The 11826-nt window shown below is 61.7% G+C and carries 13 protein-coding genes; 6 read left to right on the top strand and 7 right to left on the bottom strand.

What is annotated here, in order from left to right; genetic code table 11:
* Positions 1 to 22: 22 nt before the first annotated feature.
* From cybB to HWW83_RS16440, 3 genes are all read right to left on the bottom strand, one after another.
* Entirely contained in the window at positions 23 to 547 is a 525-nt protein-coding gene (gene cybB, locus HWW83_RS16450; protein ID WP_176589440.1) for a cytochrome b561, read from the bottom strand.
* A 269-nt stretch (positions 548 to 816) separates the two neighbouring features.
* On the bottom strand, positions 817 to 2418 hold the full coding sequence (locus HWW83_RS16445) for an ABC transporter substrate-binding protein (protein WP_033641991.1): 1602 nt from the start codon (positions 2416 to 2418) through the stop codon (positions 817 to 819).
* A gap of 128 nt (positions 2419 to 2546) precedes the next feature.
* Positions 2547 to 2927, bottom strand: a complete 381-nt coding sequence (locus HWW83_RS16440; RefSeq protein WP_046688317.1) for a winged helix-turn-helix transcriptional regulator — start codon at positions 2925 to 2927, stop codon at positions 2547 to 2549.
* An 84-nt stretch (positions 2928 to 3011) separates the two neighbouring features.
* Here HWW83_RS16440 and HWW83_RS16435 point away from each other — a divergent pair, with 84 nt between their 5' ends.
* Positions 3012 to 3779 (top strand): NAD(P)H-dependent oxidoreductase, encoded by a 768-nt coding sequence (locus HWW83_RS16435; protein ID WP_176589427.1) that lies wholly within the window; start codon positions 3012 to 3014, stop codon positions 3777 to 3779.
* On the opposite strand, the gene HWW83_RS16430 is transcribed toward HWW83_RS16435, so the two are convergent.
* Positions 3776 to 4024 (bottom strand): hypothetical protein, encoded by a 249-nt coding sequence (locus HWW83_RS16430; RefSeq protein ID WP_016928938.1) that lies wholly within the window; start codon positions 4022 to 4024, stop codon positions 3776 to 3778. The two genes, HWW83_RS16435 and HWW83_RS16430, sit on opposite strands and share 4 nt — an antisense overlap.
* A 192-nt stretch (positions 4025 to 4216) precedes the next feature.
* Here HWW83_RS16430 and HWW83_RS16425 point away from each other — a divergent pair, with 192 nt between their 5' ends.
* The 3 genes from HWW83_RS16425 to feaR all read left to right on the top strand — a co-directional run bounded on the left by HWW83_RS16425 (position 4217) and on the right by feaR (position 6535).
* Positions 4217 to 4621 (top strand): Exc2 family lipoprotein, encoded by a 405-nt coding sequence (locus HWW83_RS16425; RefSeq protein ID WP_176589426.1) that lies wholly within the window; start codon positions 4217 to 4219, stop codon positions 4619 to 4621.
* A 233-nt stretch (positions 4622 to 4854) separates the two neighbouring features.
* A complete protein-coding gene (locus HWW83_RS16420) occupies positions 4855 to 5496 on the top strand; it encodes a DsbA family protein (RefSeq protein ID WP_033651040.1) in 642 nt (213 codons plus the stop codon).
* Positions 5497 to 5635: 139 nt separating this feature from the next.
* A complete protein-coding gene (gene feaR / locus HWW83_RS16415) occupies positions 5636 to 6535 on the top strand; it encodes a transcriptional regulator FeaR (protein ID WP_069099977.1) in 900 nt (299 codons plus the stop codon).
* A gap of 33 nt (positions 6536 to 6568) precedes the next feature.
* On the opposite strand, the gene HWW83_RS16410 is transcribed toward feaR, so the two are convergent.
* Together HWW83_RS16410 and leuE are read right to left on the bottom strand one after the other, a co-directional pair.
* The gene (locus HWW83_RS16410; RefSeq protein ID WP_060659902.1) at positions 6569 to 8068 is read right to left on the bottom strand and encodes an aldehyde dehydrogenase family protein; all 1500 of its coding nucleotides are present in this window, start codon (positions 8066 to 8068) and stop codon (positions 6569 to 6571) included.
* Between the two features lie 159 nt (positions 8069 to 8227).
* Complete coding sequence (gene leuE, locus HWW83_RS16405) at positions 8228 to 8866, bottom strand: leucine efflux protein LeuE (protein ID WP_004940625.1); 639 nt, start codon at positions 8864 to 8866, stop codon at positions 8228 to 8230.
* A gap of 237 nt (positions 8867 to 9103) precedes the next feature.
* On the opposite strand from leuE, the gene ada reads away from it, so the two are divergent.
* Together ada and HWW83_RS16395 are read left to right on the top strand one after the other, a co-directional pair.
* The gene (gene ada, locus HWW83_RS16400) at positions 9104 to 10159 is read left to right on the top strand and encodes a bifunctional DNA-binding transcriptional regulator/O6-methylguanine-DNA methyltransferase Ada (protein ID WP_069099948.1); all 1056 of its coding nucleotides are present in this window, start codon (positions 9104 to 9106) and stop codon (positions 10157 to 10159) included.
* Positions 10156 to 10863, top strand: coding sequence for a 2OG-Fe(II) oxygenase (locus HWW83_RS16395; RefSeq protein WP_176589425.1), 708 nt, complete (start codon positions 10156 to 10158; stop codon positions 10861 to 10863). The genes ada and HWW83_RS16395 overlap by 4 nt, the downstream gene beginning before the upstream one ends.
* Here HWW83_RS16395 and tehB read toward each other — a convergent pair.
* A complete protein-coding gene (gene tehB / locus HWW83_RS16390; protein ID WP_176589424.1) occupies positions 10858 to 11721 on the bottom strand; it encodes an SAM-dependent methyltransferase TehB in 864 nt (287 codons plus the stop codon). The two genes, HWW83_RS16395 and tehB, sit on opposite strands and share 6 nt — an antisense overlap.
* Positions 11722 to 11826 lie beyond the last annotated feature (105 nt).

Below are 11826 nucleotides of genomic sequence, written 5' to 3'. Positions count from 1 at the left end.
ATTCATCCCTGGCGCCGGGTATTCAGCGTTTTTTCATCAATGGCAGCATGCGCACCAGCGCATTGTCCTTGACGATGTAGTGATGGAACAGCGCGGCGGCGGCATGCAGGCCGATCAGCCAGTAGCCGAATAAGGCCAGCGTTTTATGCCAGCCGATAATCATCCGCGCCTGCGGCCGATCGGCCACGTCGGTGAACGGCATCGACAGGCCGAACAGATACCACTCCTTGCCGCCCAGATAGCGCGAATACACCCCCAGCACTGGCAGCGTCAGCAGCAGCAGATAAATCAGGGTATGCGTCAGGTGCGCCATGCCGGTTTGCCACTTCGGCGGTTTGGGCACGATGGCGGGCGAGGCGTGGCGCCAGCGCAGGAACAGGCGGGCGATCATCAGCGCAAATACCGTTACGCCGCAGCTGAAGTGGGTGACAACCAGCACGTACCAGGGGGCGCTGCCCGGTTCGGCAAAGCCCCGCAGCTCGATGGTGACGCAGGTGATGACCAGCAGGATCGCCACCAGCCAGTGCAGGCGAATTTGCCACGGCATGTAGGTGTTCTGCACCGGGTTACCTTTTGATGTTAAAGGGTCTGTGCGCCGATGGTAACGAAATGTTACATCGGAGGAAAGCGCGTGCGCGCAATTTAGGCAAAACGCCAGGCTCAACTCACTTATTAAGCGATTGGTTTAGTGGGGTATGCGCCAGGCGGTAGAGGGGCATCGTAAGTTGAGAAGCTAATGGACGACAGTTTCAGAGGCTGGCAGCTTATTAAGCGATGAAGCGGATTACGCCGCAGCCCTCGCTGCGGCGCCTGGGATCAGTTCAATTTGGCCTTGGCGAAATCGCTGCCGTTCACGTCCACCACGTAGCCGCTCAGGTTGCTGCGGGTGGCGTAGAATACTTTGCCGGTGGCCAGCGGCAGCCACGGCGCCTGTTTGGCGAAGATCACCTGCGCCTGTTGGTACAGCTTGGCGCGCGCCTGCGGCTGGTTCTCCTGGATCGCCTGCTGGATCAGCCGGTCGTAATCCTTATCGCACCAGCGCGCCACGTTGGCGCCGCTCTGCACCCCGGCACAGCCGAGCAGGGTGGCGAAGTTGTCCGGATCGCCGTTGTCCGATACCCAGCCGTACAGCGCGCTCTGCTGCTCGCCTTTGCGCAGCCCGGCCAGATACTGGCCCCACTCCCAGGTGACGATCTTGGCCTTCACGCCCACCTTCGCCCAGTCGCTCTGGATCATCTCGGCGATGCGCTTCGAGTTCGGGTTGTAAGGGCGCTGTACCGGCATCGACCAGATGTCGGTCTCAAAGCCCTGCTCCAGCCCGGCTTGCTTCAGCAGCTCGCGCGCCTTCTGCGGATCGTAGGCGTACTCCGGCAGTTTATCGTTGTAGCCCAGCATGCCCGGCGGCAGCAGCGAATTGGCCGGCGTGCCGCTGTCTTTGAACACCGCGGCGACGATCGCTTTCTTGTCCACCGCATAGCTCAACGCCTGGCGCACCAGCAGGTTGTCGAACGGTTTTTTCTGGGTGTTGAACGCCAGATAGCCGACGTTCAGCCCGGTAATGTCGTGCAACTGCAGGTTGCCGTCGGCCTTGATGGCGGCGAACTGTTCCGGCAGCGGCGCGGGGATGATCTGGCATTCGTTGGTTTTCAGCTTGGCCAGCCGGGTTTGCGGATCCGGCGTGATGGAGAAGATGAGGTGCTTGCTGGCCACTTCGCCCTGCCAGTAGTGCGGGTTGGCGATGTAGCGGATCAGCGAATCCTGCTTGTACTGTTGCAGCGCAAACGGCCCGGTGCCGATCGGCCAGTTGTCGACGTATTCCGGCGTGCCCTTTTTCAGCATCGCGTCGGCGTACTCGGCGGACAGGATCGAGGCGAAATCCATCGCCCAGTCGGCGACGAAGGCGGCGTTGGGCTGGCTCAGCGTGAAGCGCACGTGGTGTTCGTCCACCGCTTCCACCTTGGTGATCAGCTTATCCAGACCCATGTCGGTGAAGTATTCATAGTTGCCGCCGGAGACCTTGTGATACGGGTTGGCGGGATCCTTCTGCCGCATCACGGTGAACACCACGTCTTCGGCGTTGAAGTCGCGCGTTGGGGTGAAGTATTTGTTGCTGTTGAATTTTACCCCCTGGCGCAGGGTAAAGGTGTAGGTCTTGCCGTCCGGGCTGACGCTCCACTCGGTGGCCAGCGACGGGGCGGGCGTTTTATCGCTTTCGCGCAGCGTCACCAAGCGGTTGTACAGCACCTGCGAGGTGGCGATAAAGGTCGGCCCGGAGCTGGAGAGCTGCGGGTTGAACGATTCCGGCGAGGCAACGGTGCAGTACACCAGCGCATCGGAAGCGGCCAGCGCGCCGCCCGCCGACAGCAGGCCGCAGCCAGCCAGCACCAGCGCGGCGATTGGGTGTTTTAAAAACGTCAAGGCAAGATCCTCAGGTGGAGTGGGCCGTTACCGGCGAATTGAATTAACTATAGATAACGGATGGCGAGACCGGGAACAAGCGTCTCACCTGCGCATTCTGTGCGCCGCGCGTTGCTTGCCAAACCGTTTTACTCGCTCTCGCGCTTGCGGTCGGCATCATAGCGCTCGCGGGCGGCGTCCAGCTCGGGGAAATGGTATTCCGCCCAGCGGTCCAGCGCCGTCAGCGTCTCGACCAGCGAGCAGGCGACGGCGCTGAGCCGATATTCCACATGTGCCTGATTCTTTTCACTTAAATCCAGCCGCTCGAGCAGCCCGTTGCGTTCCAACTGGCGCAGCGTTTGCGTCAGCACCTTCTGCGAAATGCCATCGATGCGGCGCAGCAGTTCGCCGTTGCGCATCGGCCGCTGCGCCAGCGCAGGCAGGATCAGCATCACCCACTTGCCGGAGATCAGCGCCAGCGCATCGCGCGCGGAGCACTTGCTCGAATAGACGTCGCCGGGATAAGCCATTGGGGGTTACCTTCAGATGCGTAATTGCCAAGGGGGCGATAAAGCCACAGCATAGCAGCACCACCTTACAACGGGAGAAACAGGATGAACGTGCTGATTGTGCTGGCTCACCCCGAGCCGCATTCCTTCAATGCCCATTTGGCCGAACAGGCGCGGCAGGTCTGCCTGGCACAGGGGCATCAGGTGAAGACGGTCGATCTGTATCAGGAGGGATTTGATCCGCGCGAGGGCGCCGGCCATTACCCCAGCAGAAAGCAGGCGGACAGATTTGATGCGATGCAGGAGCAGCGCCATCACTGGACGACTCAGGCGCTGCCGGCGGAGATCCGGCGGCATATTGAGCTGCTGCACTGGGCGGATACGCTGGTGCTGCAGTTTCCTTTCTGGTGGTTCGGCGCGCCGGCCATCATCAAGGGCTGGATGGATCGGGTGTTCGTTTACGGCGGGATCTACGACAGCCGCCACCGCCATGAGAACGGCGTAATGCGCGGCAAACGGGCGCTGCTGACCGTCACCGCCGGCGCTTCCGCACAGGCCTGTGCGCCAGACGGGCGCGACGGCGACATGCGGCTGATGCTGTGGCCAATCATGCATGCGCTGCACTATATCGGCTTTAGCGTGCTGGAGCCGTTCCTGGTCTATGGCGTGCGCGGCGGGTTGGCGGGTGAAGCTCTGCAGGCGCAAAACGCCGCGTTGGCGCAGGTGACACAGGCGTACCGGGACGGTTTGAACGCGTTTTCCGCCTGGCCGGCGGTGCCGTTCAATCGCAATGAAGATTTTGACGCCGATCTGGCGCTGAAGCCCGGCGCGCCGGTGTACAGCCCGTTCGTGCGGCACTGCGATCCGGCTTAGAACCCGGCCTTCAGCAGTTCCTCGCGCAAATCGTCGATAATCGCCGGTTCGATGTCGGGGAACTGCTGCTGAATATCGGCGATGGCTTCGGCCACGCTGGGGCCTGCGAAAGTGCCGGAGAAGGGCACCAGCGGCAGATTCGCGTCGCTGTCCGGCAGTTCACCGCGGATGGTGCCGGTGATCATGCCCGCTTTTTTTTCCGCCGTGAGGTCGTACTCCCCCACGTTTTTGTCGATCGGTTTCATTGGCCGCCTCGCTGTCGGTGAGTGTTTACCCTGTCTGTTAAAGCATAGTGTTTCAGGCAATGAATACCAATCAATGTATATAATATTAATATAAAACAAGGTGATGCGCGTTTTGTCGTTTGACGTTCGCCGGGGGCCGGCGCTATGCTCTTGGCGCTAAAGGAACCTTCCTCACTGACAGGGACAGACGACATGAAAAGACTGAAAAGCGCGGCGCTGTTGTTGCCGCTGTTGGCGCTCAGCGCCTGCACCCATCACCTCAGCAGCGCCGAGCTGCATGCCAAGCACTACATTTATCAAACCCGCGACGATTTCGATCCGCAATTCCGCACCGATGTGAACGGCAGTATTAAGAACGCCGTGCCGATGTTCGAACAGTTCTACCAGCTGGGGAAAAAGGATCGCGCGGCAGGCGTGGTGCGCAGCGAGGCGCAGAAAAAGGCCGACTATCTGGCCAGCCCGGAATTCCAGCAGAACATGGAACACAAAACCATTTTCATCAACCGCACTTACAGCAGCGCCGACAATCCTAAACGCCGCCAGGTGTTCTCGCAGGAAGCGGTAGGCGCGTACTGGGACGGTTACGAAGGGCGCTGAACATAATCCCTCACAAATATACCCGTCATACTTGAAGCTGCATCTGTGTTGACTGCGAGCGCTCACCCCAGTCACTTACTTGAGTAAGCTCCTGGGGACTCCCGCTCTTGCCGCCGTGATGCAACTCCAATTATTTAGGGTATAGAAGGTAATAAAAACTGGTCTTCTGGCGGTTATTTGATTATAAAAACCGCCGCTAAGGACGATGTTCATAGATGAAACCAGGAGTGTTTATGTTGGCAAAAGTTAAGCGTTCGTTCGCCGCCGCCGTCGTATTGATGTTGGCGCTGCCCGCGGTTCAGGCCGCGGATTACCGCGCGGGCGAGCAATACACCCGGCTGGATAAGCCGGTGGCCGCCGCGCCGGCGGTGGTGGAGTTCTTCTCCTTCTACTGCGGCCCTTGCTATCAGTTCGCCGAAACCTACCGCGTGGGCAGCACCGTGGCGCAGGCGCTGCCCGCGGGCGAGAAGGTCACCAAATATCACGTCAGCCTGATGGGCAAACTGGGCAATGCGCTGACCGAAGCCTGGGCGGTGGCGACGGTGCTGGGCGTGGAAGACAAGATTGAAGGGGCGATGTTCGACGCGGTGCAAAAACAGCGCGCCGTCAACAGCGCCGACGATATACAGCGGGTGTTCACGGCGGCCGGCATCGATGCCGCCACCTATGAAAACGCGCGCCACAGCCTGCTGGTCAAAGGGTTGATCGCCAAGCAGAATGAAGCGGTGAAAGCGTTTGACGTGCGCGGCACCCCGTCGTTCTACGTGGCCGGCCAATACAAGATAGACAATGCCGGCATGGCCGCCACCAGTGTTGAAGGCTACGCCAAAGAGTACGCGGCGGTGGTGCGTTACCTGTTGGACAAACAGCCTTAAGGTGGTTCTCCCTTCGGCACCCGATGATCTGTGATCGCGGTGCCAAATCCCCCGCTCGCCATTGATTGTGTGTTAACGGGTTGTTATGGTGATTTTCTGTTCAACGGCGCAGCGCCGCCGGCGTTTGAAGGGAGAGATCATGACGGCATTGGCAACGCTCCGCGACGCCGGCTTCGAAGAGTGGCTGGGCAAAATCAACACCGCCTGCGGCAGGTTCTGCGCGAAAACGCTGGGGCCGGGTTTCAGCGGGGCGATGCAGGAGTTCCGCGCCCATGCGCTGCGTCTGAGCGTGGTCGACGTGGCCCAGGCCCGGCTGTATCGCACGCCGCGTGAAATCGCCCGCAGCGACGGCGCGCACTTTTTTACCGTCTTCCAGCTGCGCGGCAGCGCGTTGATGGAGCAGGGCGATCGTCAAACGATGCTCTCTCCCGGCGACATGACGCTGATCGACGCCTCACAGCCCAGCAGCTTCACCTTCCAGCGCGATTCGCGCCAAATCTCTTTGCTACTGCCGCGTGGCTGCCTGCCGCTGCCGCCGCCTTGCGCGCAGCGTCTGGGGGCGGAGCTGAGCGCGGTGCGCCTCAGCCGCCAGCTGGTGCTGAGCAGCATGCAGGATCCTCAGCTCGCCGCGGCGGAAAGCGAGGCGGTGCTGAATGCGCTGGCGGCGCTGCTGCGCCCGGCTCTGGCGCTCGAACAGGCGCGGCCGGAAGGGCAGCACCCGGTCTTTGACAAGGCGCTGGCGTTGATCGACAGGCATATTCAGTCGGCGCAACTGCGTCCTGAGTGGGTAGCGGCCGAGCTGGGGGTATCGTTACGCAGCCTGTATCGGCTGTTCGCCCGTCAGGGGCTGGTGGTGGCGCAGTACATCAGGAACCGCAGGTTGGATCTGTGCGCGCAGGCGCTGCGCAGCGCCGCCGGGCAGGAAAAGCTGGCCGGCGTCGGCCTCGACTGGGGCTTCGCCGATCACAGCCATTTCTCGACCGCTTTCAAGCAGCGTTTCGGCATGTCGCCGAGCGAGTACCGTCGGCAGTATCAGTAAATCAGGGCGCGGGCCAGGCCCGCGCCGCTTCACTCAATAGCGGATGCAGACCGATTTCGATTCGGTGTAGGCATCCAGCCAATCCGGGCCGAAGTCACGGCCGCTGCCCGACTGTTTGAACCCGCCGAACGGCATATTCGGGTCGATCAGCGTATGGGTGTTGACCCACACGGTGCCGGCCTGAATGCGCGGCGTCAGCGCCATCGCCTGCTGCAGGCTGGTGGTCCACAGGCTGGCGGTCAGCCCGAAGTCGGTGTCGTTGGCCTTGCTCAGCGCCTCTTCGGCGCTCGCCACCCGAATCAGGTTGACCACCGGGCCGAACACTTCCTCGCGCGTCAGGTTCAGCCGATCGTCCGGGTTGATCACCAGCGTTGGCGGAATGTAGAAACCGTTGCTGTCCGGCCCGGCCGCGCCGCCGATAAGCTCGGCGTTTTTCGCCCGGGCGTCGTCCAGGTAGGCCGCCACCTTGTTGCGGTGCGCGAGCGACACCAGCGGGTTGATTTGCGCGCCGGTATCCATCCCCGGCCCGACCGACAGCGATTTCACCGCCTGCTCGAATCCGGCCACCAGCCGATCATAAATCGGTGCTTCAATATAAATTCGCGAGCTGGCGGCGCACACCTGCCCTTGGTTGAGGAAACTGCCGAGCATCAGGCCTTCGATCACCTGCTGCGGATCGGCATCTTTCAGCACGATGGCCGGGTTTTTGCCGCCCAGCTCCAGCGTCACGCGGGTCAGGCGATCCGCCGCCGCGCGCGCGATGCTTTTGCCCACCGGCGTGGAGCCGGTAAAGCTGACTTTGGCGATCAGCGGATGTTCGGTCAGCGCCTTGCCGCACACGGTGCCGCGGCCGGTGACCACGTTGAACACGCCCGGCGGCACGCCGGCTTCGCTCGCCAGTTCGGCGATGCGCAGCAGGGTGAGCGGGGTGGTTTCCGACGGCTTGATGACGATGGAGCAGCCCGCCGCCAGCGCCGGCATCACTTTCCACATGCCGATCATCAGCGGGAAGTTCCAGGGCACGATGCCGGCGACCACGCCGATCGGCTCTTTGCGGGTATAAACCTGATATTTGGCGCCCGGCGGCATCGGAATGGAGACGTCCAGCGTCTGGCCGGTGATTTTGGTCGCCAGCCCGGCGGTGTAACGCATCCAGTTCAGGGTGCTGCCGACTTCGAAAGCGCGGGCGATGTTGATGGATTTGCCCTGCTCCAGGGTTTCGAGCTGCGCCAGCTCTTCGGCGTGCTGCTCCACCAGATCGGCGAAGCGCAGCAGGATGCGTTCGCGCTCTACCGGCAGACGCTGCGCCCAGACGCCTTCGCTGAAGGCTTTGTGGGCGGACTGCACCGCCAGCGCGACGTCGTGTTCGTTGGCGTCGGCGGTGGTGGCGATCTGCTGCCCATTGGCGGGGTTATACACCGCCAGGCGGCCTTCCGCAGCGGACGCGCGCCACTGGCCGTCGATATACAGCCCATGCTGACGATCGAGAAAACGCGACACGCTATCCAGCACGGCTACGGTATTGTCAGACATACATCCTCCGATCAGGCTCATCAGGTTATCGTTAACCCTGAGAGTCTAGATCAGCGGTAAAGCGGCGGCTTTGCTCTGCCTGACATTCGATTTGTCCTGCGTGTCATTTTGCCGTGACGGAACAGTAAACCGCGGCCGGCGGGCGCCGGCCGGGAAGGATTACGAACTCAGGGTTGCCAGACGGGTGGCGAAACCGAGGAACAGCAGGCCGATCAGGCCATTGCCGAGCTTCGCCAGGCCTTTCTTGTGGTTGAAGAAATGCGCCAGCATCGCGCCGGAGAAGATCAGCGTGCTCATGTAGATAAAGCTGACGGCTTCGAGGATCAGCGCCAGAATGGTGAACGACAGCCCGGTGTGCGCGTAGTTGAAATCGATGAACTGCACGAAGAACGACACGTAAAACAGAATAGCTTTCGGGTTGGTCAGGCTCAGCGTCAGCGATTTGCGCAGAATGCTGTGGCCGCCTTCAATTTGCTGCTGTTGCGCCTGCGCCTTCTGCACGAAGGTGGCGTAGAGGATTTTTGCGCCAAGGAACAGCAGGTAAATCGCGCCGAGAAAACGCACCAGGGTAAACAGGAACGGCGTGGTGCGGATCAGCGAAGCCACGCCGATATAGGCGCAAAAGATCAGGATCGCATCGCCGATAAACACGCCCAGCGCCGCGGTATAGCCGGCGCGCACGCCGCGCGATATGCCGGTTTTCAGCACGTACAGCGTATTCGGCCCCGGCAGAATGATGATGAAGACCACCCCGGCCAAATAGGTCCATAAATTCAGGACGCCAAAACTCTCTAACACAATAACCTCTCCATGCGCGCAACTAACAGGCAGAAACACTGGCCACGCCCGTGGCCGGCCGCGATCCTAACGCCGTGCAACCGGGTTGGCAACGTAATAAACTTCATGTTGTTGGTTAAAAATTGTCGAAAGATTGTTGAAAACGTCGGCGCCGAATTAAAAAGCAAGAGTCGGCGTGTTTCGCCAACGGCCCGTCACTATGCTGGTTAACATCGAAACCGCAGTGAGGAACGGATGATGAAAAACGTAATCGACAGCGCCGATCCGCGCTGGCTGGCGATTGTCAGCCGCGACAAGCACGCCGACGGCCGCTTTATCTACGCGGTGAAAACCACCGGCGTGTATTGCTCGCCTTCCTGCCCGTCACGCCAACCGAATCGGCAAAACGTGGAGCTGTTTGACGACGCGGAGCAGGCGGAGGCGGCCGGCTATCGGCCCTGTAAACGCTGCCGGCAGGGGCTGACGCCGCTGACGGAACAGCATGCGCGGCAGATAGCTGAGGCCTGCCGCTATATCGAGCAGGCGGAAAAAGCGCCGTCGCTGCAGACGCTGGCGCGCCACGTCGGGTTGAGCCAATACCATTTCCACCGGCTGTTCAAAGCGATCACCGGCCTGACGCCGAAAGGCTACGCCGACGCGCAGCGCAGCCAACGCTTACGCGCCGGTCTTACGCAGCGGGAAACGGTGACCGACGCGATCTTCGACGCCGGTTATGGCGCCAACGGCCGCTTCTACCAGCAGGCCAACGCCGCGTTGGGCATGACGCCGAAGGCCTATCGGGCGGGCGGCAAAGGCATGCGCATCCATTTCGCCGTCGGGCGCTGTTCGCTGGGCGAGATCCTGGCGGCCCAGAGCGAGGTGGGCATCTGCGCCATTCTGCTGGGGGACGATGCGCAGCAGCTGGTGCAGGATCTGCAGGACAAATTCCCCAACGCCGAGCTGATCGGCGGCGACGCGCAGTATGAAGCGCTGATGGCGCAGGTGGTGGGCCTGATTGAAGCGCCGGAGAACGGGTTGGCGCTGCCGCTGGATATTCGTGGCACCGCGTTTCAACAGCGGGTCTGGCGGGCGCTGCAGGCGATATCGGTCGGCGAAACCGTCAGCTATGCCGATATCGCTCGGCGCATTGGGGCGCCCAAAGCGGTGCGCGCGGTAGCCGGCGCCTGCGCCGCCAACATGCTGGCGGTGGCGATCCCCTGCCACCGGGTGGTGCGCAACGACGGCACGTTGTCCGGCTACCGCTGGGGCGTCGATCGCAAGAAAGCCTTGCTGGAAAAAGAGGCGCAGCGATGAGCGGCGCGCTGGCGACCCGGCTGGCCGAATTGGACTGGGCGGCAATTGAACGTGAACTCGATGCGCAGGGCTGCGCGCGTCTGCCGGGCGTGCTCAGCCAAGACCTGTGCCGCGAGCTTTCGGCGCTTTACCCGCAGGATGCGCATTTTCGCAGCCGCATCGTGATGGCGAAGCACGGTTTTGGCCGCGGCGAGTACCGCTATTTCACCTATCCGCTGCCGGTGGCCGAAGCGCGCAGCCTGATGTATGCGCGGCTGGCGCCGGTGGCCAACCGTTGGAACGCCTTGTTGGGGCTGGAGACGCGTTATCCCGCCGCACATGAAACCTACCTGGCGGAATGCCACCGGGCCGGCCAGCGGCGGCCGACGCCGCTGCTGTTGCGCTACGAAACGGGGGATTACAACTGTCTGCATCAGGACCTGTACGGCGAGCGAGTGTTTCCGCTGCAGGTGGCGTTTCTGCTCTCCGCCCCCGAGCAGGACTTCACCGGCGGCGAATTTGTGCTGACCGAACAGCGGCCGCGGATGCAGAGCCGGGCAGAGGTGGTGCCACTGCAGCAGGGCGACGCGGTGGTGTTCGCCGTGCATCACCGGCCGGTGGCGGGAATGAAAGGTTACTATCGGGTCAATCTGCGCCATGGCGTCAGCCGAATACGCGCCGGCCAACGCCACACGCTGGGGGTAATCTTTCACGACGCGCTATAGCTTGCGCGCCAGCAGGGTGGCGAAGCGCAGCGAGATGCGGTTGCCGGCGGCGTCGGTCTTGTGCAGTTGGCCGACGTCTTCGTTGTATTTGAGGATCTCCCAGTCGCGATAATAATGCTTCAGCTCACCCGGCCGGAAGGTAAACGGGAACGGCAGCGGGCAGGGATAATCCTCGGTATCCATCGCCGCCACGATCAGGTTATGGCCGCCGCGCACGGTGCTGTCCTGCATGTCTTGCACGATATGCGGGATCTGTTGCCGCTCGAGGAACATCAAGACCACGGTGGACAGGATGAAGTCGTAGTCGCCGCTGAAGCGGTGAGTATTGAGATCCTGCACCCCGGCGCTCAGGCGGGTCAGTTGCTCGGCGTCGATGATCTGATTGAGGCGGGCTATCGACGGCGCGTGTTTGTCCCAGGCGGTGACGTCGAAACCTTTCAAATTGAGATAGAGCGAATTGCGCCCGCCGCCGCAGCCCAGATCCAGCGCCTTGCCCGGCGCGATGCGCGCTGCCGCCTCGATCACTTCAGAGTGGGTGCGCGTCAGTTCGTATTTCTTGTTGTAGTAATCTTCCGGCGTGCAGTAAAACGCCAGCCGGCAGGTCATGTCGTCCGAGAAGGAAACGATGCGATGCCACTGCTGCGGCGCGATAAACGGCGGCTGGCTTTCGGGGCTGAACTGCCAGGTTTCGGTGGTGGCGCCGTCTTCGGTCATCATGGCGAACGTCAGGCTGCCGCTCAGCACGGTGAGCTTCGCCCAGGTGCCGCTCTGGGTGTTGTGGCGCTGACGAAAGGCTTCCGGCAGCGTTTCGCTGTTCCATTCCGGCAGGGTTTTATAGCAAAGCAACTGCTGCTCCATAGGGGGCTCCTCTGGCTGGGCAAGCAAAGTGATTTATATGATGTATATAAAATACATCTTTATCGATCGTTTGAACATAGCAGCCTGAAGGAAAGGCGCGGGGAG

Origin of the sequence: Serratia ureilytica, from assembly GCF_013375155.1 — a bacterium.
GTDB classification, from domain to species: domain Bacteria; phylum Pseudomonadota; class Gammaproteobacteria; order Enterobacterales; family Enterobacteriaceae; genus Serratia; species Serratia ureilytica.
The sequence above is the reverse complement of the archived record's forward strand: the minus strand, read 5'-3'. Positions and strand labels throughout refer to the sequence as shown.